22 protein-coding genes, 1 tRNA gene and 1 pseudogene are annotated in these 22,152 nt (G+C 34.1%); 2 read left to right on the top strand and 22 right to left on the bottom strand.

What is annotated here, in order from left to right:
* Positions 1-12 precede the first annotated feature (12 nt).
* Positions 13-306 (top strand): site-specific integrase, encoded by a 294-nt coding sequence (locus BABA_RS28495; protein ID WP_007085117.1) that lies wholly within the window; start codon positions 13-15, stop codon positions 304-306.
* Here the strand turns inward: BABA_RS28495 and BABA_RS26010 are convergent.
* The 4 genes from BABA_RS26010 to BABA_RS10275 all read right to left on the bottom strand — a co-directional run bounded on the left by BABA_RS26010 (position 268) and on the right by BABA_RS10275 (position 4,148).
* A complete protein-coding gene (locus tag BABA_RS26010; RefSeq protein ID WP_157273162.1) occupies positions 268-795 on the bottom strand; it encodes a primase-helicase family protein in 528 nt (175 codons plus the stop codon). The two genes, BABA_RS28495 and BABA_RS26010, sit on opposite strands and share 39 nt — an antisense overlap.
* A gap of 142 nt (positions 796-937) precedes the next feature.
* Positions 938-1,141, bottom strand: a complete 204-nt coding sequence (locus tag BABA_RS10285) for a hypothetical protein (RefSeq protein ID WP_007085115.1) — start codon at positions 1,139-1,141, stop codon at positions 938-940.
* Between the two features lie 69 nt (positions 1,142-1,210).
* Positions 1,211-2,026, bottom strand: a complete 816-nt coding sequence (locus tag BABA_RS10280) for a bifunctional DNA primase/polymerase (RefSeq protein ID WP_007085114.1) — start codon at positions 2,024-2,026, stop codon at positions 1,211-1,213.
* An 895-nt stretch (positions 2,027-2,921) separates the two neighbouring features.
* Positions 2,922-4,148 (bottom strand): hypothetical protein, encoded by a 1,227-nt coding sequence (locus tag BABA_RS10275; RefSeq protein WP_007085113.1) that lies wholly within the window; start codon positions 4,146-4,148, stop codon positions 2,922-2,924.
* 297 nt (positions 4,149-4,445) lie between these two features.
* Here BABA_RS10275 and BABA_RS10270 point away from each other — a divergent pair, with 297 nt between their 5' ends.
* Positions 4,446-4,811: a hypothetical protein gene (locus tag BABA_RS10270; protein ID WP_007085112.1), complete on the top strand. Its 366-nt coding sequence runs from the start codon at positions 4,446-4,448 to the stop codon at positions 4,809-4,811.
* A gap of 217 nt (positions 4,812-5,028) precedes the next feature.
* Here BABA_RS10270 and BABA_RS10265 read toward each other — a convergent pair whose 3' ends face one another.
* From BABA_RS10265 to BABA_RS10180, 18 genes and pseudogenes are all read right to left on the bottom strand, one after another.
* Positions 5,029-5,325 (bottom strand): hypothetical protein, encoded by a 297-nt coding sequence (locus BABA_RS10265; RefSeq protein ID WP_007085111.1) that lies wholly within the window; start codon positions 5,323-5,325, stop codon positions 5,029-5,031.
* A 161-nt stretch (positions 5,326-5,486) separates the two neighbouring features.
* Positions 5,487-6,380: a hypothetical protein gene (locus BABA_RS10260; RefSeq protein ID WP_040345920.1), complete on the bottom strand. Its 894-nt coding sequence runs from the start codon at positions 6,378-6,380 to the stop codon at positions 5,487-5,489.
* 567 nt (positions 6,381-6,947) lie between these two features.
* Positions 6,948-8,432 carry an ATP-binding protein gene (locus BABA_RS10255; protein ID WP_007085109.1) on the bottom strand — a complete coding sequence of 495 codons (1,485 nt, stop codon included), beginning with the start codon at positions 8,430-8,432 and terminating at the stop codon, positions 6,948-6,950.
* Positions 8,433-8,520: 88 nt separating this feature from the next.
* Positions 8,521-9,327 carry an HNH endonuclease gene (locus BABA_RS10250; protein WP_007085108.1) on the bottom strand — a complete coding sequence of 269 codons (807 nt, stop codon included), beginning with the start codon at positions 9,325-9,327 and terminating at the stop codon, positions 8,521-8,523.
* Positions 9,297-9,488 carry a hypothetical protein gene (locus tag BABA_RS26005; RefSeq protein WP_051186035.1) on the bottom strand — a complete coding sequence of 64 codons (192 nt, stop codon included), beginning with the start codon at positions 9,486-9,488 and terminating at the stop codon, positions 9,297-9,299. The genes BABA_RS10250 and BABA_RS26005 overlap by 31 nt, the downstream gene beginning before the upstream one ends.
* Positions 9,489-9,500: 12 nt before the next feature.
* Positions 9,501-9,833: a nucleotide pyrophosphohydrolase gene (locus BABA_RS10245; RefSeq protein WP_007085107.1), complete on the bottom strand. Its 333-nt coding sequence runs from the start codon at positions 9,831-9,833 to the stop codon at positions 9,501-9,503.
* A 724-nt stretch (positions 9,834-10,557) separates the two neighbouring features.
* Positions 10,558-10,782 carry a YjcQ family protein gene (locus BABA_RS10230; RefSeq protein WP_007085104.1) on the bottom strand — a complete coding sequence of 75 codons (225 nt, stop codon included), beginning with the start codon at positions 10,780-10,782 and terminating at the stop codon, positions 10,558-10,560.
* 63 nt (positions 10,783-10,845) lie between these two features.
* Entirely contained in the window at positions 10,846-11,466 is a 621-nt protein-coding gene (locus BABA_RS10225; protein WP_007085103.1) for a hypothetical protein, read from the bottom strand.
* Positions 11,467-11,535: 69 nt separating this feature from the next.
* A complete protein-coding gene (locus tag BABA_RS10220) occupies positions 11,536-12,651 on the bottom strand; it encodes a DUF4238 domain-containing protein (protein ID WP_007085102.1) in 1,116 nt (371 codons plus the stop codon).
* 478 nt (positions 12,652-13,129) lie between these two features.
* A pseudogene (locus tag BABA_RS28065) lies at positions 13,130-13,552 on the bottom strand (tyrosine-type recombinase/integrase); the annotation flags it as partial.
* A gap of 15 nt (positions 13,553-13,567) precedes the next feature.
* On the bottom strand, positions 13,568-14,104 hold the full coding sequence (locus BABA_RS28060) for a tyrosine-type recombinase/integrase (RefSeq protein WP_007085100.1): 537 nt from the start codon (positions 14,102-14,104) through the stop codon (positions 13,568-13,570).
* Positions 14,105-14,249: 145 nt separating this feature from the next.
* A tRNA-Sec gene (locus BABA_RS27290) sits at positions 14,250-14,341 on the bottom strand.
* Positions 14,342-14,893: 552 nt separating this feature from the next.
* Positions 14,894-15,469 carry a competence protein ComK gene (locus tag BABA_RS10205; RefSeq protein WP_007085099.1) on the bottom strand — a complete coding sequence of 192 codons (576 nt, stop codon included), beginning with the start codon at positions 15,467-15,469 and terminating at the stop codon, positions 14,894-14,896.
* A gap of 165 nt (positions 15,470-15,634) precedes the next feature.
* On the bottom strand, positions 15,635-16,657 hold the full coding sequence (locus tag BABA_RS10200; RefSeq protein ID WP_157273160.1) for a DNA sulfur modification protein DndB: 1,023 nt from the start codon (positions 16,655-16,657) through the stop codon (positions 15,635-15,637).
* Between the two features lie 2 nt (positions 16,658-16,659).
* Positions 16,660-17,757 carry a DNA sulfur modification protein DndB gene (locus BABA_RS10195; RefSeq protein ID WP_007085097.1) on the bottom strand — a complete coding sequence of 366 codons (1,098 nt, stop codon included), beginning with the start codon at positions 17,755-17,757 and terminating at the stop codon, positions 16,660-16,662.
* An 881-nt stretch (positions 17,758-18,638) separates the two neighbouring features.
* The gene (locus tag BABA_RS10190) at positions 18,639-20,489 is read right to left on the bottom strand and encodes a DUF2075 domain-containing protein (RefSeq protein ID WP_007085096.1); all 1,851 of its coding nucleotides are present in this window, start codon (positions 20,487-20,489) and stop codon (positions 18,639-18,641) included.
* On the bottom strand, positions 20,486-20,800 hold the full coding sequence (locus BABA_RS10185; protein WP_007085095.1) for a nucleotide pyrophosphohydrolase: 315 nt from the start codon (positions 20,798-20,800) through the stop codon (positions 20,486-20,488). Before BABA_RS10185 ends, BABA_RS10190 begins: the two co-directional genes overlap by 4 nt.
* Before the next feature lie 548 nt (positions 20,801-21,348).
* Positions 21,349-22,023, bottom strand: a complete 675-nt coding sequence (locus BABA_RS10180) for a hypothetical protein (RefSeq protein WP_007085094.1) — start codon at positions 22,021-22,023, stop codon at positions 21,349-21,351.
* Positions 22,024-22,152: the final 129 nt, after the last annotated feature.

Raw genomic sequence — 22,152 nt, 5'->3', positions numbered from 1 at the left:
AGAAAAGTTGAGATGCAAACATGGGATAATGAACAGGTAAAAACCTTCTTGGATGTAAGTAAAGATTCTATCTATTTCCCAATTTATTTAACTGCGATTAATACTGGAATGCGTCGTGGAGAAGTCTTAGGGTTACGATGGCAGGATATTGATTTTGAAAATAATATAATCTATGTTCGACAATCTTTACAGGAAGTAAGAAAGGAAGGATTAACATTTAAGGAACCCAAATCGGGAAAAAGTAGGTCAATCACTATAACCTCTTCTCTAACAAAGGAATTTAAAAAATTTATAAGCAACAATTAGAAAATAAGCTTTGATTAGGACAGGGGTACCTAGATCTGGATTTAGTGTTTGCCCAAAGAAATGGTAAACCGATTCAACCAACCGAAATGGCGAGGAATTATCGAAAACCTGCGGGACTTCCAATTTAACTGTAAAACCGCCTTTACCCTTGAACTCAATTGTTGCCAATCCACCTGTGATTAACAGCTTAATCTTGTCAAAATCGGGAATGGTCCTATCTCCTACCTCATCTACAAGATTTACTTTTTTACCGTACATTTCAGAAATCTTGAATTGGCTCTTCGCCACATCGTGAGGTGATAAGGTACTAATGAAGTTATCTGAAAGTAATTGTGAAATCAGATATAAAAAGAATGATTTCCCATTGTGTGCAGTACGACCAAATAAGAACCATACAAAACATGATAATAGATCTGGTGAAATAATGCTTCCTAAACATTCCTCAAGATTGACACGGGTTGGAACATGAAAGTTTGATATCTTATTCAAAGTTTCATCTATAAAGTCTGAGTAGGCTTCTTCGTTCCAATTGATATTGATCTTATAATCAAGAAAAACATCATTAGAAAATGGTACAAGTTCACGATATTCTATATTCCATAAGCCATTTTTCAATGGTATATGAGTTGGATTACTCTTTAATTACAGGAGCGGATTCATAAATTAATGTAGCAACTTCTTTCACCTGCTGGATGGTTAAAGTTTTATCCAATGTACGAATCTGCCAGTTTAATAGTTTCCAATGGGTATCCATCTTATAGAAACCATCGTTATTGTCGTAATAATAAAGGACTCCGTTCTCATCACCGTACCGAATGATACGAAAGTTTTCCATGATGTAATCCGCCATTAGATAATGGAGGAATTTTTGTGACCCCTTCTCGGTAATAGCCCACCAATCTCCTCAATTAATGGATTGCAGCATATTGGATTTTTTAATCGCTGGAGTGTATTCAAATTCCATACTTTTTGCGATGTGTTTGTCCATTTGACGATCTGGAAATGAATCTTTATCGTCGATAAAGTATTTCCAAATAAGCATCATTGACTCGCGATATTGTTCCTCGTCCATATTCCAAGCCCAAAAACGCCCTCGCCATTTCGTCATCATGACATCCCTTGAACCATCATCTAATAAGAAAGTATCGATGAATCCCGTTTCCTTATCCCGAATTGAATCAGCTACTCTCCGCGGAATCAGATAATGGGGCAGCTCGTCCAAATCTGTGCCAGATATATGCTCAATTACTCGTCCTTCTGTATTATCTGTTGGAAACACAATATAACCTTTTTGTGCATTCCTAGTGTCGATTGTGACTCCAAGTGTAGTAAACCATTTCACAGATTGATTAAACGGCTCGCCAGTGTATTTGAATAAAAATTGATAACCTTTTGGAGTCCTAATAGAGTGAAATGAAATTCCCTCACTTTTTAACAGCTTGTAAATTCTCTCACCTTCAGCTGCATTATCTGAATCAATGACAATGTAACCTTTTGGAACAACTGCCCCAATCCAATATTGACCCATGACTTTTAGGTCAGCAGTCTTATCTGATAATCCTTGAAACTTGTCTTTTGTATAACCCCTGGTAATGGTTTCTTTTGCTACATCATAACTTTCATTACCGTTGGCAAATCCCTTCAATTGAATCAATTCTGCACCTGGTAGAATAGAATCAACAGTTGCCCTAACTTTGCCATATTCCCTTTGAATTGCCATCTTGGTTTCCTCCTGTAGTAATAATGATAATCTTCACTTTCTTCATCCGAACTCTCCTCCTCCAAAGCTTTATATCGCTTTCTAAAATTGGAAAATAACAGTCGATCAAATTGGGTTACCCTGCATATTTCAAAATAAATAGGTACCTTTATGATGAAACTCAAAATCCCGTTTACACCCTCCTTTGTTTAGATTTCATTCAAATTACCCTTACATTCATTTATCGGAATGATTTCTGTTACTGCACAAAAAAAGTAATAAAAAAAATTTTGAGGGTCCAATCTTTTGTTTATGCTTATACCCCTATATCGAAATAAAGCAAAATATTGCACAAAAAATCTCTAAAAATTTTTGAAGCGTCCTTACACTCAGCTTGTACAAGGGAACAAAAAATAGACACCCAATAAATGGGTGCCTTAATAATCACTATAAAATGGAATGATTTTGGCAATAAAATATAAGTCAATTAGTTCAAGATATACTAAGCAATTGAAGCACCCAGAAAACCAATAACCGCTTAATTCATGTTAATGATGATTTACCACTTTAAAATCCTACTTGATTAGAAAGGCCCTTTCTAGAAGTTAGTAATAGAAGCCATTGGTCTTTTACAGGCGATTAACTCATGTATGTTTTGGTAGTTTGTTTATTAACTTTTATTACTTAAGGGCAAACCTGTATACGCGCTAATATTTATTCATATATAAGGAGCGGCGCTTACTGCACTAATGAGCAGAATAGTATAATAAGACTTCTTCAATTATTGGGTGTATTAATTTTTTGAAGCCAAATTAAAAAGCCTATTGCTGTGATTACTTTGTAATCTACTATACAGGCTTTATTCTTCGGTAATAATTCATCTTAAATATATTTAACTTATAGTATCGTATTATTTTTATATAATCCTTGTATCTTCATGTTGTCTAGCAAACCATCTAATAACTTGTTGGGCTACTTTATCTATTAGTAGGGAAAACTCGAATAACTGATCAGGAGGACATTCGTCGCCTTTCAGTTCATAATTTGTTTTTGCATGAGCAAACATATTTCTAGTAGAGGAGATTGAACTTGCGATTTCGTCCAATGCTTTTTGCTGTTCATCATTATTGCTTTCTAATCTTATTTTGTTTGTTTTCTTTAGGAATTTAGGTGCATAGTTTACTAATTCATAAAGGTCACAACAGGTTCCAATTGTTATTTTAAATGCAAGATAATCTTTCTTCAGACTTCTATGATCTTCAAATATCCTCCCTAACTCTAAAACGTAGTTTGCATCAGGTGTCAAGACTCTCGAACTAGACAGCTTTGTTACTGTCTTTTCAATTAGATCTTTTCTTATTACTGTTTGGGAAACATATTCAATAACCCTACAATAAACTAAAATTCTCTGTTCAGGTAAAGAGTTCGTATTTGATGAATTGTAAAGAGCTAATAACTCTGGGACCCCTTTACCATAAAGTAGGGGTCTTAGCTTTATGCTTTTATCTAAATCTTCATTATCATCATCATCCAATAACTCATAAACCCAAGGACTTTCATCAATTTCTAAATTTAAAGTCGACTTAAGTTCAAAACTATAAGAATCAAAAATGATATTTAGGTCCTTCTCTTCTATTTGTTGGTTCGAAATAATTTGAATGAACAAATCATTATCATCATATGGAGGGACATATTTATTGTACATATTCTCTATTGTTAATTTAATGTGAAAACTTGTAATACCATTAATCATGTCAATCTCAAATTTTTTATCAGAAATAATTATTTCTGTACTTATATCATTTAAATCATATAGTACAGACGGCTTATCGGTAGATATTCGAATTAATGCTTTATTTCCACTTATCAATTTTGAGTCGTCAATTAATCTACTGCCCTTTGCCTCATCCATTATTTCTAAAATATGAGAAAGCGGAGAAGGTTCTATATCATAATCAACACGTGGTAAATAGACTTGAGTATCCAATTCGTAATTAAATAGAAATTCATCATCACCATCATTATCATCAATCTCGCTAAATTCTTCACCATCAAAATAACAATCTATTTCATGCTCTTCACAAAACTTAAGTAAATCTTTTATTTCTTGCTTTAATCCAGCAGGTTCAAATTTAAATTTCATGTTAAACACCTCAATATTATAATACCTTAAAGGTTTGGAAAAAGTTAGCTAAGTTGAGAGAATTTTATTATGAATTTGCTTGTGTCCTTAACTTGTGAAGTTATGCAATAAATAATAGGGGGCTGTTCAAAATTGGATTTACGCTTTTATTGTTCAAATTATTAAACTAACGGAGCAGGTTAGTGAAAGAAGGAGTTTCGACAATAGTTAGCGAGCAAGCAACAAAAATTTGAAACCTTCTATCAAAAGCGAACGTAGTATAAATATACTTGCGAATAATAGAAAGGGGATGAAAATGTGGGCAATAGTGAAAATGTGTTTTCATTAGATGATAAAAAGGAGAAAAAAGAGGGATTTAGGAAAAAGGCATTAGATACAGCAAAAGATATTACTGACAAATCCACAGAAGCATTTAAGGAATCGGTAAAATCCATAACTGATTTAGGAAAAGACTTATCAAAAACCATTAGATATGGAACGAAAAAAAGAACAGAAACAGTAATTCATATGTATGATACAGCAGAAGATAAAGCCGAAAGAGAAGATATTAGAAAAGGTGAGCTAAAAAAAAGTTACTGCCAGTATGGTTTGATGGGTTTAGGGATTGGTTGTGGAACAGCAATAGCAATAACCTTGATAAAGAGCAACTCAAAACTTTCTTAGATTCTTTTTCGATAAGATTCAATATCAAAAGCATTTAAGTTTGTGAACAAATGTACTTCAACTAGCGGGTGCTTTAACGCAATAAGGAATAAAATTAAAGAGCCTAATATACAAGTTTTTATGCAATTCTTGTGGTTTTAGGCTCTTTTTTCATGCAAAAAAGATACTGCCATTTATAGCATTTCTTAATTGCCAAATACACCATTGGTCATACTATCTATCTTTTATTAGATTTGATTCTAAGCCTATAATTAGCTCTTACTAGCCGATGGAGTTCATCCTTTGGTTTAGCAGCAATAACATTTTTCACAAACTCATGTTCTAGCTCAACACCGTTTGATTTCAATCCTCTTTTGTTTCCACGAATAACTACTTCTTTAATGCTACTGGTGTACGCGTATTCTTTCACGATCCATTTTTCCAAACTGTCTGCCTCATAGGTTTCAACAAGATTAACAAAGTATTGTAGCCGTCTTATTTCTTCTTTTGCACTTGGTACTGTTAAAATTTTCACGATAAAATCCCTCCTTGCATCAACCAATTCGTCAACAGAAGAGATACACCTTTCGACAATTTTGTGAAACCAATGTAAAAGATTTAGACATTTAATAAAAATGACACCTATTACTAGGTGTCCATTGAAGCATTCATTAAATTAAGGTCGATGAAACAATATTAATTGAAAACGCTCCTTGCGCTTTTTACATCCAAAGTGACTAAATTGTTAGTATTATTAATTGATAGCCTTGTGTTCTGCACAACTTCTTCAAAACCATAACCTTTTAGAATGTTAATGATTTTTCTTTTTGTTGTATCAATATCCCTAGACCAGATCCCATTAATTCGCTTATCCTTTAATTGGCCATTGTCTTCATTTAAATAATGTTTAATAATCGCATGGGCATAATTATTATAATTAATATTGCCGATTATAGCTGCATCGAGTACTTCAACGTATTTATGTATAGCACGAATAAGGGCAGTTACTTCCTTAAACCGGGGAGGATTTTTGTAACCATCATAATTATCAAGTAAAACCTCTATATCAAGACCTTGATAATTCGTTTGAATATATGATTTCTGGCGGATTAAGAAGCTTCTCTTAGTTGCTGAGATTGAATTATCAGAATTAAAATGAATCAAACGATTGCGCCACGTAATGGCAACTTCTATTAACGCAGCTTCTACAGACACAGTATGGAGGTTTGCGCTGTATTTATTATTAAAAGCCTTAAATTTTCTAAAAATACTTTTTTCATTCAAACTTGTATGAATCAAGGTGGAATCTTGTACTATGTCTGGTTCTTCACATGCCATTACAAAGTAACCATCTAAAGCATCCACACACCACGCAAGAGTAGCTTTGATTGCAAAATGGCGACTCCTTAAAGCAGATGTTTGCATGTTTTGGGGGTTCCAGCTAGTACTAAAACTCGGATTTAAACTAACTCTTCCAGTATTTATACCATCCAAACCAACCAGTATTGTAATTAGGAAGTGATTAGTTTGTCCAATTAATTGTTTATAATCTTTTCTAGCTCTAGTAGTATTAATAATTAAATTAGTCATATTTTCATCCCCAAAAAATAAAAATACACCATTCGGCACGGGTGGATACGTGCGTCTCCTGCTTTTAGGAGTGCACTTAGGCACTTTTGAAGGCAGGCATCTTACACGACCTCGAATGGTGTATTTCTATAATACTAAATAATATAAAAATTGTAAACTATTTCTATTATTTTTTTAAAAAAAGTAACAAAACGTGAATGAAACTTTATTGACGCCGTTGCTTCAGTTCTGCTAAGTTTAATATTTTTCATTATGAGGGGTTTCTTAACTTTAGGGGCCAACGATGAATCTTTCAGTGCTATTACTGTAAAAAATCTGTTAAACAGTTGAGTAACTCTGTGTAGGAAGTTCTCAAGCTAAAGTGAAGCAGTGCTTAGCACTAGCTGTTCAAATTTTTTTAAGTGATATTTCCCGGAATCTCCCCCCTTCTCTTGTATAATTTTGACTGAATGAGTGAATACCACGCCTCCAAGTCAGGTGACAAAAAATTCCGAAATGAAAATTTGTTCATCAGATTGCTTTCCATCAGAAATTTACATTGTTCCTCACTAACAAAATTAGTTAGTTTCACTTCAATATTTTGAGACATTCATTAAGTACAGCTTCATTTTTAATGATAATGACAGTAAGTTTTTTTCTAGTCCTAGTTACTATCTGATAAAGCATTTTAGTTGGATGATAATATGGTTTTAACGGGTAACCACGAGTAGATAATTTTCCATTTTCCGCATAATAAAAATATTGATCTATGACTGCAATTACATTATCAAACTCTTGTCCAACGACAAGATGTGCGGTATCTTCTGAACTGCTTTTGTAATCTTCATATGGATATCTAGTATATTGAGAAGGTGTGTAATTAATCATTTTCCATCCATTATATCTCAGCACGTCCATATACTTCCTAGCATCTATATAATCCGAGAAATATTGAACATTAACATTAGTATAGTCTTGGTTAGGATTTCTTTTAGATAGGTCAAATAAATTTTTTATGAACGCTGCTATTTCTTTGTTTGTTCTAATTTTTTCGGACAGCTTAAAATGATGAGGTGAGACTTGATCTTTAATAAATTGAGGTATATTCCAATCTATCTCCCACCTGGCAAGACATTGCTGAGAGTCATAAGAGAAAATACATTTAGCATTAGTACTTTTCACATTGTTTAAAAACTTCTCAATCTGATTAATAAATACCCTCTGAACTTCATCAATTATTATTAGGTCATACATACTTAAAGTAAATGATTCGTGGTATTTTATGTTTGAAACTTCCCATGAATAATTATCACGTAGTTTATGATGACCACTATTAAGTCTCCCACAATGAAAAATTAGCACCTTCTTTGAATCATTAATATATTCCTTTGCAATATCATAAGTTAGAAGTGTTTTACCAGTCCCCGCAGAACCTTCAATTGAAATGTAACAAGGTGCATTAAAGTTGCTTAAACTTAAAATCTCTTTCTTTATATTTACTTGATGATCAGTTAAAAAATATCTACCTTCCAAAAAAGCCTCTGTTGAATTAAATGGCGAGACCAAATAGTTTGATGGGTCAAACATTTTGTCAATATCATCAATAGACTCCAATTCCTGTTCGAGCAAATTAGAAATTAAAAAAGGAAAGTCTGTTTCTATGAGATTTTCATTATCGTCTATATAATATAGCTTTTCTTCCTCTGCAACAAAAGTAAAACTTATTACCTCTTTCCCAATAAAACTCAGGTAGTATTTATTTTTAAGAAGTTGCTCCTTCATTCTGTCTCCTGTGTTTTCTGTTTTAAGTTCAATATTAATTATGTTGGATAAACCGAACCTTAAGAGGTCAAATTCCTTACTTATCTGACCTATAGTGTAACCGCTATAATATCCATCATAAATATAGGGATTACGAGAGTGAGTATTAAGTTGATTTACAAGAGACTCTATATCCTTTATTTCATTTTCTTTTAACTTGATTCTAAAATTTTCTTTATACATTTTATAAACGACAGATGATAAATCGTTAGCTGCGTTTACTAATGATAATAAGTTTACAGATTTCAACATTCTCTATCCTTTCAATGGATTTAAGGAAAATATTACCCAGTTATTTTGTCTTATTAAATTAAATAAACAACAAATTACTAAAATCAGCTTAAATAGAGTGATGGTTACGATGCCATTCAAAGAATATTTCGGTACTGTTATTCCAAGATTCACAGTCTTTACCTTTAATACTATTAAGATAGCTATTCAGAGGTTCAGTTGCTACCTTTTTATTAACTAACACTTTCCTATTTGCAACAGAGATATATCCCTTTTCAAACAAATCATCACAACCAAACTTACACATAGGCATTACTATGTTGTTATAATCGAGTTTTTCCTCATTTGTACAAAACGATCTTTTCTTAATGTGAGATGCTACTAAGAACGAAATCGGATATTCTTTCCCGCATATGCCACATGCTTCAATTGTTTTATTTCCGAAGAGTGTCTTTCGTAGAAAGCTTTGTTCAGCTCTATTTTTTGATTTGCCCTCAATATCTAGATCCTCTACTTTGAAACTGTCAATATTTTCCTTATATTTATCCTGACTAACAGGCTGAATAGCAGTCTCACTTTCTAAATCAAAGTAGGTTAAAAGAGCATTACTCTTATCCTCATCAAGTACCGTAAAACACTGTATCATGTAATTCTCTGAATAACCTACGATGTCATTGAACAGAGCAATTGGAATAGTGTGTTCTCTGATTTCATCAAGAAAATAGATATATTCCCATGTTTCTCCTTTTGAATTATAACCCCAAAGTTCCTCAGCTAAAGATTTATTGTGAATCTTATATGTTACAAATCCATAAGAGTACAGGGTTCTGTTGGCTGAGAAAAACGTTATATCTGCTGGCTGTATTCTGTCCCATTTATTAGCATTTACATTTTTACTCCTGTTGTAACTCCCCATGTTGGTACTTCCCCGTTAGGATAAATTTCTGACAAATGGTCAAATTCCGCTTGTGTTACAAAGGGTTTTATTCTTGAGATACGTACAGGTGCTAAAAGAGTATCAACATAGTGTTCTCTAGCATCTTTATTTCCAGTTGGTTGAAGTATTACTCTACTCATTTATTCTCACTCCTATAATTCAGTATATTTGGTTTTGTTACCGTAAGCCTTTTCTACAGGGTACTTTACTTTGTTTTTTTCAATTTTACTTTCAACTATCTGCTGGATATCAAGGTCTAGCTCATTTGCTAGTAGCAAAGAATAGATTAGCACATCTGCTAATTCATCCTTAATATTTCCAATCTTTTCACTAACTGCTTCTTCACTACCTCTCCATTGGAAATTTTCTAATAGTTCACTTGCTTCAAGTGAAATAGAAATCGCCAGATCTTTTGGATTATGGTATTGCTTCCAATCTCTTTCGTTTCGAAACTCGATAATTTTGGCAATTATATGGTCCAACATCAACACTCCTAAAAGTTCCTTAATAATTCTTATTTAAGTATAGCATAATGTTATAATATGGAATTAAATAATAAGTTAGTGAGATAGAGAAATATGTTCTATAAATTCAATGGTTATTATTCGACTAACCAATCAGAATTGGACTGGTATGAAAAAGATCCAAATATACTATTGGATTATGGATATGTTGAAGAACAACAGGAACCCTTAATGCATGAATTTGAAAAAAATATAGAGTTCTTGCGTACATCACATGCTAACAATCGCTTTCATTGGCATATTGACATAATTGAAAAAGGCAGAAAATTTTATTTTAAAAGGGGTCGGATAGCCGATCTAGATGTTACGGAATATTTAATTTAAATTAGGGCAATCATGCTCTTTTTTTGTACTTAAGAGGAAACGGAAATATAGAATCATTTATAGTGAGGGACCTAAAAGAAGGTCGACATCAATAACAAAAACATAATAAGTCACGGAACCTTAATCATTTCTGTTCATCCCCCCCTAGAATATTTGAGAAATACTTCTTCTTTCAGGGCACCACGCATCGAACTTCGGTCACAAAAGTTTTTTCCCGAAATGTGAGATTTTATTTCGAAACTTGAAAGATACATTATGCAGATAAGAGCCTCTAAGACGAAATTAAGTTTTGAAAGGGTATTTATCCATCTCACTGCATCCAAAAGGCACCCCCTCGAAGAGATGCCTTCATACAATCTTTTTAAATAGATTTTTCTTTTAAATATTCTTCTCCATCTTGAGTTAACTCTGCAAACATGTACTTAGTATTTTTAGATATTGTTATGTTTTTTATATACCCTTCATCTTTTAAAAACGATGCTGTACTTCTCCATAACTCTTCATCTACATTATAATCTTCATGTTTAGGTTGCTTTCCATCCCCCAGTTGTCTAAGAATACTTAACCTTAGTTCTTCCTTATTCAACACTCACCCCTCCTTTCCCCGAATATCACTAATATAATTCAAGTAAAAGGAAGGATATTCCTGCTATCTCAAAAATTGTTCGAAAAGTTGTATTACTTTTACCTTATTCGCTTCTTTAAAGTAATTAACATTATTTGATTCCAAAGCAAGAAATTTAATTACAACAATCACTTCATTAACAATCCAATCTGCACCCTCTGTTATCACAGATAATCCTTTTGGTTTAAAATGAGCAAAATCATTTCTATATAATATCATTTTATCTATAGCTTCTTGTTGTAGTTCTGTAATTTTCAGGACTTTACTATCCAATCGTTGCGTCATGTAAGATTCATCCTGACAGTATTTCAATATAAGCCATATATTTAGGAGTTGACTTTGATTATACCAAACAGTACTATCTAATAATTTATCATCTTTTACTTCGAACCCTATATTTCTATAATACTCTACAGTTTCTTGTTTCTTTTGCTCAAATTTCTTTTCTCCTAATTTCATTTCTAATACTCTTTCAGTGCTAGTACCTTTAACCGCACAAACACCAAAGCCATAAAGAGCTCCATGTAGCGAAAACATAAGCCATTTAAACCAGTAACTATCCTCTTTGTTATTGAAGTGATAAGTTGCTTTCTCTAAGAAATCAATTGCATTTTCTAATTCATCTGTCCTAAGGATGTCACCCAAAATAATCCACCTCATAAGTAAAACTTTTATTGTTTTTGGCAATTAAGCTATGAATGTTTTAACAAACCCCTATCTTTCTTCTCTAAAGTATTTACCTGCTGATGGCTGTCTTTCCTTGGCGAACTTAGTCCTTTGTTCCTCTATAAATTGTCTAATAAATGGTGATTCCATTCTATTAAGACCACCCATATGAGCTGGAATTTGTAGGCTATTGGCAAATTGTGAGCTTTTAATCCAAGAAAAGTTCATTTTCTTAGTAACCCTATTTTGACTAAGATGAACTAACGCACCATTCGAATCAACTGATTTAAAGGATGCGACTTCTCTTTCCAATTCACTAATCCTCGGCATTCGTTTGTTCTTCTGATGTATTCCTTCAATATAATCTTTTTTGGTTTTTTGATTAAAAAACACATTATTATAAGCGTTTAAATAAAAGAGCTCATTTAATTGATCCACATCTCTCGCTTTTCTTAAAGTCAAGATGCCATTTTTTACTTCCGGAATGTCATACGCTTTACTGTCATAAAGCAATATACATTTATTCGGTGAAATTGGGAAAAACAATTGCAATCCTCTTGTCATATAACCAAAACCACCAAGGTACCTTTTACTAAGGTAAAAAGAATCATATCGAACCAAAGGATTATCAGATGTAATAAATCTCCTTGCTCCTGTTTGTTCTACAAGTAGGATCCGCTCTAAATCAAGAACATAAGGTGTACTTTCTAGAGCAAATTTTATACTGTGATTAGCAGGTTCCTTCACTTCCATTTTAAATGAGTCTAAATCCATTTCTTTAAAATCAGGATGCTCCTTTAACATTGTTTTTGCTATAAAATCGAACATATTGTTAGTTGATTCCGCCATTTTCAAATTTCTTGCTTCACTAACAAGTAAAAACATAAGAAGTTGCATGTATTCCTCTAAATCATTTGGGAATTTATTCGTATCAAGAATATTTTTAATGATGGGTGAAGCTTTAGCTTCAATTTCTACATTTAAGAAATCTTCAACTTTTTTATCAGAACCATAAAAATTGTGCTTTTGGCACATATCCTTTATAGATGCGTTTGGAATATATTTTGAGTTGGCAATATTGTAGGTGTCTATGGACTTTTTACTATCTGAAAAATTCCTTAGATAAAACTTTGGAACGTAATGTTGTCTACTTTTTTCCCCCATTATTCTCACCTTAATCTATTTATTTTTACTATAATTATCCAATAATATATTACTCTTTTCAACATTCTTACCTGAGTCGAGAGGCAAAATTTCACTCTTTTTTCATAATTATAGTAATACAACATTTTACAAATAAGTTATGATTTGAATGTAATTATTTTGGGAGGTGCTTTTATTGTACATATTGCAATTTTGTAATGCCTACACCCAGGAAGTTCTACGTGAAGTGGAGTATGGCAACATTTATATCTACATTTAAATCCGTTGCAAGATAAAACTAATCAATGTTTTGTTATCTTCAAGACAGTCGACCAAGTTATCAATGAAATGATACAATTTCGTGAATTTTTTTAAAGGTAAGTTGAATGATGTATAACCAATGTTTATAAATTTATCTGAAGAGCTGCTGGTTGAGTCACTCTTTTTTTCCTTTTTTTTAAAACATAATAACCGCTCCAATTTATGGAACGGTTATTTATCATTTCCCGAATATGCTATTTATTGGTGAATATGAATTATGTTGTCTTCTAACATCCGTATCAGTCATTTGAATGTATTTTCGTGTCATACTCATATCGCTATGCCCTAAAATCTTTTGCAAACTAAATGGATCTCCACCGTTCATAATATAGAATAATGCACCAGTATGCCTGAATGTATGGGGGGAAACACGTTTGTTAGTGATCCCAGCCTTTTTACCATAATCCGTTAAGTTAAGTCTAACTGTTGCATAATTCATTTGATGTCCATCATAAGTAAGGAATAAATATTCATCACGAAAATCTTCGGTCTCTTGAATATACTCTTTCAGTAACTTAGCGGTTTTAGTTGAAATTGGTACTTCTCTTGCTTTCCTCGTTTTCGTACCCATAGCTTCAAGTCTAATAACCCCATTTTTTAAATCGACATTACTCCGCTACATGGATACCAATTCAGAAATTCTAACCATAGTATCAAGTAGTACAAATACTATGACTTTGTCACGAAATCCAGTATACAATTCTTCATCTATAACTCCAAGTAGCTTCTTTATTTCTGCTTGTGTAAATGATTCCAGTGTATCCTCAGGTGCTTTGACTGGTTTAAAATTCTCATAGATAGGTGTCTCAATATATCCTTCAGTATAACAGAATCGAATGAACGCCCTCATTGTCCTTATTCTAATATTAACGGTCATTGGTGATAGTTGTTTATCGTGGAGCATATAACCAATATACCCACGGAAATCCTCTAATGTTACATTTTCATTCGTCCTATCATCACCAAGAAACTCTTTTAGATATTCAAAGTGTATATAGTACTCTTGGATTGTTCTTGGTGCTAGTGCTTCTGTTTTCTTAAATGTCATAAACTTATGGAACATCTCATCTAGCGTTAAAGCATCCAATATCTTCTTTGAATTTCTGCCAGTGCTTTCTCCACGCTTATACTTGCGTACTGTTTTCTTTTGCATAAAAATAGCCCCCTATGAATTTTTATAGGTGACTAAGAGTAATTCTCCTCCACAGTCTCGACAATCAGTCTTCACCAGTCTAGCCAAAAAACACGGTTTAGACTGTGGAGGGAAAATTTTATTATAAACGTTGAAATAATTGTGTTGGCGGGACCGCCTGGGAATCGAACCCAGCAGACCTGGCACGCAGGTCTCAAGCAGTTTTGAAGACTGTGGAGGACACCAGTCCCCATTCCCTCCCGAACAAATGGCTTTATATCACCGTTCCAAAAGTCTATCTCTACGGTTATTCATTGAATCCCTACACCATTTTACTCTTTATCATCACAGTTTAATTTAATGGGGGATGTATGCATTTTTTTTCAAGTAGAATATATCATTTCAAAGAACTGGTAATTATAGTATTATTGATTTCGAATTTTACCGAAGGGTTCAAATTCAATAAACTTCAATCTTGTAAATTTTGGATCCAATTTCCTTTTAATTAATTTATAGAAATTCTCATTATGAGTTGAAAGTATGACCTGTTTATGAAGTTGGTTTGTAATAGTTCGTAATAAATCAATAAAAGAAGGTATATTTAGGTTATCTAAATGGTGTATAGGGTCATCCATAAAAATTGTATTCAACCCATCTTGATTTTTAAGGAGTGTCTTTGCCAAAAATATACTTAAAGATTAGGGTCAGACCCCCGGTGTGCTAAAGCGTTAGCACACGTCGGGGATCTGACCTTAAATATTTTTCATTATTTATCAATTTTCCATAAAGGTATAGTTCATTTCTACTTTGCTAATCTTTCATTACCTTATCTTTATTTCTAACCCTACACTTATACTTGCCTTTTTCCTCTTTAATCACAAATCCTTTCTTTGGTTCGACCATGAAATTCATAGAGTTTTTTGTGTTAGTTGTTATTTTTTCTTTTAATTCTTCTGCGGTCAAGCGTTTTTCACGAAATGCTGATTCTCTCATGACAATTTCAATCGTATGTCCATAACTTAAGCATACTTTTGTAAATTTAATACCAAGCGGTAGTATTCTCTTCACATGGTTGAGTGCAAACCAAATGCAGGTTTCATTCTTATAAGACTTTGTTGGAAATAGCCAAATGTCTAAACATGCATCTATTTTAATTGGATACATCCTATGATTTTTACCAAGCAGCTGAGCCGAGCTATGGAGAGCCCCCTTAATGCTAGAGCCATAACTTATGAGGGACTTGTCTATCAGCTGGACTGGTGACATCGCTACCAAAAACTCGTCGTCCTGATCGATCACATGCGTAAATAATTCGCCGTTTTCATATAATACTCCGTAAAACAACACAGTTTTTTCATTAATTAAATAATCATACATTAAGTCCATCCAATATACCTTCTTTCATATATTCTTTTAATCTTACATCTATGATTTTTTTACGAAAAAGGGTATACTAAACTTCAAGTTGGTATACCCAACTGCTGAAACTCATGGGCGATGTCCGGCAAGACTTAGCCGCCTATGAGTTTTTTACCTTTTTTCACATTTCCCTCACCTCCCTTGCTGCTCCAGCAAAGCAACTAGTTTTTCAATATTCTTTTTGTCATTCGATAAAAAATAATAACCTGATCTAATAACACCCTTATAATTTTTCCATACAGGATTATCTCGCTTCCAATCTACTTGTCTTAACCGTTCCATTCGGTGAAACATTTCTTGCTGCCGCTCTTCAAATGATTGTTTTTCCATGCCTTTATTAACATAATAGGCAACGCTCAAAAGTAGCGGGAAATTGGCTAACATGGATTCTTCAAAGTCTCCCATTCGGTCTGGCGGATACTGCTGAAATAATTCATTGAACCAAACCGTAATGAGTTTAATATAGTCATTGGCTGCGAGATTTGCTTCATAGTAATCATCTACCACACGATGAATCATTCTTCCAGTCAGAAAAATAGCCACTATCTGGCGCAACTGTGACAATGACAGCAATTTCTTATTCGTTGGCCGAACAATCGCCCTTTTCTCAATCTCTACACCGGCAATCTTAAGCTGTTTATTGTTTTTTAAAATGGTATTGGTGATTTTGTTCAATTCTTTTCTGGAGTCGAAAGCAATCCTCTTTGATAATGCTACCTTTTTTCCCTTCGTATTCAGGTCAATAAATAACTGATCTGCCTCTTCCTTTGCCAAACCTTCAAAGATTTGCACGGCTACTTCCGTTTTTTGAAGGAACTGAAGAAGTTTGTAGCCTATTTTCATGTGTTCCTCATTGTCACTCTTTACCTCTCGGCTTCCCATTTCTTCAATCTGGCAAAATGCTTTTAATCGTTGGTTCCCATCAATAATCATCAGTTCTAAAGGCTTGTCCTCACCTAATCTTTCGGCTGCTGCAACTAATGGCGGAAAATAAATCTGTTCAGTTAAAACGTTTTCAAGAATATATTTTTTAATTGCTCTGACATGCAATTTGTTTACCTCTCGTAATTTCACTTGCCCGTTTTGGATAAGTGTTGTCAGCTCTTGAATGGTGTAGGTAACCATCGCTTGCCGCTTGGAAAATACATTGTTCACGATCAAGTGGATCCAATCCTTTCTTTATCTATCATCGCCTTAAATTTCCATGCTGTTTTTTGAATAGCTGTTGTGGAAGAATGATGCTTAATTCTCCTGGTTCCAGGGTCGTATAGATGTGTAAATAGTGGATGATCATGTTCCCATGTGCAATGTTTTTTTAATTTACTAAGCTGCATGATGGCTTCTTGATGAGAAATAGAGTAATTCTTGGTGAGATGAAAAACGGTGTAAGCTAAGGCCACTTGTATGCCTGTCAGTCCGGTCACAAATTTACGGCGATTGGCCATTTGTTTAGGAAATATCTGCTGCCATGTTTCAAAAAATAATTGTGAAATGGCGATAATTTCATTTGGTTTATAGTTTCCGAAATTCGCCTCTCCCTTTTTTACGGTTAAGTTCCCTTCAAACATAGCCAATAAGCATTTTTTCATAATCGTCAATGAGGTAACAGATGAATTATAGTTTGTTAGACGGGATAGTTCTTGTTCAATCTCAAATTCTGACTGCAATCGTTTGGCTACCTTTCTTGTTAGTTCTGTATATTCGTCACGATGGTCGTATTGCATAATTAACCCAATATGCGCTTCCTTTCGCTCTGTATTGATATCCGTGAAAAGCTGCCTCTCTTCTTCCTGTGTTAAATCCAAATACACCTGCATCGCCACTGGATAATCTCTCAGCTTCTCGATGTACCCTTGGATGATCTTTGCTTCTTTATCGTTTCCCATTTCTTCCGCTGTTTCCTTTTGGGATTTTAAGTGGCTTAATGCTGAAGACATCGCGGAGCTTCTGTGTTGTCCATCCAATATGTATAGCTTAGTGCCTGGTTCTAACGCCCAGCCATGTTCAGTGTTGTTAAATGCCCCCCTTGCAGAAAAGATAAATGGTGAAAAATAAAAATCCTTTCCCTTTAATGATTTTAAAATAAACTCTCTTATTTCCGATCTTCGCTGCGTATCTAATTTTCGCTGTACCTCTTGATCCACTTCAAAAAGTGCTTCCAATGTTGAAAATCGTAATTGGGTAGCAAGTACCTTTTTTCCAAACTGATTATAGTCAATTCCTTCAATAATGGTTCTAAAGTCATGATTTGACAATCATCATCACCCCTTTCGACAATATTATATTGATATCGAACTACAATTGTAAATTGGAATTTTCCTATACTCATTCGTTGAATTTACACTTCATGTTGTTCCTTTGTCCTGTATTCTGCAGAACCTTGACAAATTTTATAACTATAGTAAAATATCATTTTTGTTTTTGAATAAGCGGTTTTACCAACAATCAATCCAAAATTCTCTTAACAAACTTTTATTTTTGAGGCTTAGAACGCCATGATTATTTATTATTTTACTTGTGACAGTTTGTTCACCGTTTATTCGATATTTGGTCAATATTAGCGTTGTAACTTACGAAAGTCTTTTTGCGGAACAAAACAAGGAGTGGCTTTGAATTAATAAGGAGGTCAGTTTTTAAGTAGAAAAGGAAGAAAGATAGCTAAAATATTTACGGTTTTGGATATCTTTTTGAATTGAAAATAGCCAATATAATTAGCAATCAAAAAGGTATTGGGTTTTAAGCCAATACCTTTATAGTTTCTATGATATTTCTTTTTGTCTCGTCTAATTTTGTCTCTTCTTCATTCTGGGTTTCTGCATCCTCAGTATAGAAGTAGGCAAAGTTTTGCCCTTCGAATCTCGGGACCAAGTGCCCATGAAAACGTGTTAATACATCAGTAACTCACCATTTTGACATACGAAAATTTTATTGCACGAACGGCCGCAGGACAATCCATTCGTCCGAAATTTTTACTTTGACGGTCTCCGCCATAATTGCCTAGGGCTTCACGCTCACATCACGTCGGGGGTCTGACCCTTAAGGTTATAATCCGTTTTGATCCAACATGTATTTTTGAGTATCCATTTTTATCTTAAAATGATTTTCGATCATATTTCCATTTCAACTTTTCAATACTTCACTTACTTCTTTCTTGGATATATTTCTCCAACCCCTTATCACAACAATAAACGTAACAACCCTTCATTCCTCTAGTCATTAACGTTCTATATGTATTCCGAACAAGGTCAACGAGCGGGTCAACCGCGCCTTTCTTCGGTTTAGCTGGTTTTGCTCCTTTGTCTTTAAACTCATCTCGTCTAACAATGAGCTTTTGAGTATCTTCATCAAAGCCTAAATCCTTTCCAATAATTACACCAACATAATCCATTTCCAGGCCTTGAACTGTGTGAATACAACCGATTTGGTTGGCACATTCTGGATGAATGGCCCAGTCAATTCTATTTGGATCATTCCACGGCAACGCAAAATTATGCTCCTCAATGACAACATCATCAGCAAGCTTTCCATTCACGACATTTTTCGTCCAATCCCATGCGTAACCTGCTAACAATCTTCCCCCATGTTTATCAACTATTTCCTCTTTCAATTGTTGAGGGCTGGAAACCAGTTTGAAATCAAAATCACCTTCAAGTTTAAATGCTTCTTGGTCATAATTTAGAATACTATCAAGCCATGAGATGTAATTACCTGATCCTGAACAGCGGTATTGTGATTCAAGTTCAACCGTATGTATATCTGCTCCGAATCTGGCTGCTTCTTTTTCTACCTCTTTTACACTTCCAATGTCTTTTTTTGAGATTTTCTGAAAATCATCAATGAAGAACACGCTTATTCGTGACGATCGAATGATTTGTGTAACTTGATTTTCTCCTTCAATCTTCTTTTTCATATGTCCTTGCTCTTTTAGTCGATGTGCTTCATCGCAAATAAGGACATCAAAATAATTTTCAGGTGCATGCACGTAGGAGGCAGACCCTTTAAATAAATCTCTCACTTCCACATGACCTGAAGACCCAATTAGCTTTTTACGGAGTACTTCCCTAAATGCCTGGTTAGGTGTTATATATTCCACATATGCCTTCGACTTTAGCATATAACTCATTAAGTTTAATCCAATGACAGATTTCCCTGTACCTGGGCCACCTTTAATAATAATTACATGTTTTTGATCTGTTTGTGCTTTAAATTGGTTATATTTGCTCACTACTTTTTCATAGGCAACCTTTTGCTCATCGAGTAGTACGAACTCTTCATTGCCTTCAATGAGTGATCCTACTGTTTCAACTAATTTTTTAGAAGGTCTGATTTTTCCATTTTCTATGGTTTCAGCAATTTCCATGCCATTCCCTTTTGAAACCAACTTTCGGATATTCTTTGCCAAGTCCCGATCACTGAATTGAAAGTACACAGGAGATTCCTGTAGATAACTGCTGTAACGCTTATCCAGCAGTGGCTCCCCCATACTTGCCATAATATAATTATGTAAATAGGCACACGAGTGAAGCTGAATCGATGTGGAGTCACTGTATAAGGACTCATTGAAATTCTGCAAATATCTCTTATAGGAAGATGCTTGATAGGCAGGATGAACCGTTTCTCGATCCCTTCCACCTAGAAATGTCCGAACAATTCCATCTCCTTCAGCCACTTTTGCTTTCTGCCATTGTTTCAACTCAATAATGATTGCATTTTTTGTTCCTTGTTCGTCTTGTCCTGCCACGAGAAAGTCGATTCTTTTTTCAGATGAAGGCAGCTTATATTCTAATAAGACATGTGTATCCTCTTTTAAATCTGCATCCCTTAGTACCTTAGCCATTTGAGGAAGTGAGTTTTCCCACGATCTTAATTCACTTCCCGAAACAACCTTGTTCATTTTTGCAAGAACGTTTTTCTTAAGAACGTACCCAATTTTATTTTCATAAATATGGTTTAAAAAGCTTGAAGAGGTCTCATTATAAATAATCATTTAACTTTTTCCCCACTTCTGTTCACCGGGTATTTAATAGCGTTTTTAACCAGCTTGTCAAAGACTTCTTCTTCAAGATTAATTTCCAGCTTATCAGCAAGTTGGACAAGGTATATTAGAATATCCGCCATTTCTTCTTTTATATTTTGCTTGGATTCGACGATTGCTTCTTCGCTTGTTCTCCATTGAAAATTTTCCAGCAATTCATTTGCCTCGAGGGAAATAGAAATAGCCAAATCTTTTTCATTATGATATTGTTTCCAATCTCTTTCATCGCGAAATGCTAAGACTCTTTGTTGAATTTCTTTCATTTTCATTCTCTCCTATTATGCAAGTAAAGGCATCATTACTTTTGAAATTATTTGATAATAATATCCTTATTTTAACACTGGAGATAAAATTAAACATTAATATTTATTTCCTTTGTAAGCTAAAGCACCTAATGCCTGTCAGTCCTTAACAAATTTACGGCAATTGTTCATTTGTTTTGGAAATATCTACTGCCATGATTCAAAAAACAATTTGAAATGGCGATAATTTCAATCCAATATGCTCTTTTTTTCGCTCTCGGAAAATTGGGTCTGAATCCTAGTTCACCTAAGTGATAGCACGTAGGTGGCGACCCCCGAATTTCACGAAATATTTCTAGGGAATTATTTCTGATAGATTAGTGTTCACGTTTTTTATGGGAGTTTGGTTTATCCAATTACAAAATGATAGTTTCCTTTGGAAGAAGCAGCATCGATAATTAGAGAGTTTCTATAATTAAAATCCGGCAAAAGATATCATCTCGATACACAATTGCATTTCTTCTAATTCACCAAAGGTGTTCGATGAAGTAAAAGAACTGTCCCCTGCTTCACCCAACCATCTTCACACTTCCCCCATGCAACCAATCCCACTCGAAAGTTTCACCAGCAATAGTATAGAGAATTGGTTCATCTTCAACGATTCCTTCTACACGTTTTTCCTCTAACCGCTCATCGTAATACCGGCAAAACTTCTTTTTTAGGATTCCAAAGAAGTAAGCAATCGGATTCCGAACAGCCTTTGTGAATTTTAGTTTTCTAATCAGTTGTCTAAAGGATTCAATGGCGATTCCCACAACGACATCTGTTTCTTCAAGCAGTTTATAGTCAAAAGCCAGGATATGAACCATATGCCAATAGTCCTCGATTAACTTGGCATCATCGAAGAAACATCTAACAAATTGAACAAATTCCTGTGGAACACGGTTGCTCACAAAGGTGTGATTTAATTCAGACGGTTCTTCTTTACGTTTTTTTATCTTTTGATCTTTTTCAGTTTTTAAAAGATTAATAGTTTCTATTGGGTGGTTCATTGTTTTCTGTTCGGGTGGTTCATTTACGGGAAAACGATTAAATATATAGAGATTACTCGACTGCGAACCGTTACCCCGCTCCGTTTCATAGACAGTGAAAATACCTACTGCTTTTGCCTTGCCAATCATCCGTTTAAACGTAGAACGGGAAATTCCATTATCGTGGTATTCATCATTTATCGCTTTTAACATCGTACCTATTTTGGCATTGCAAACACCAGGGATCTTCGCAGCAAAACGAACCAGCCGCTTTAATCCGACCAGCTCCCCTTTTGAAAAATTAACCTTGTGCTCGGCTAATCACATTTCCATATGATGGTT

The sequence above is a fragment of the Neobacillus bataviensis LMG 21833 genome, from assembly GCF_000307875.1.
GTDB lineage: Bacteria > Bacillota > Bacilli > Bacillales > Cytobacillaceae > Neobacillus > Neobacillus bataviensis.
Note: the sequence above shows the minus strand (reverse complement) of the source record. Positions and strands in the feature narration are given on the sequence as shown.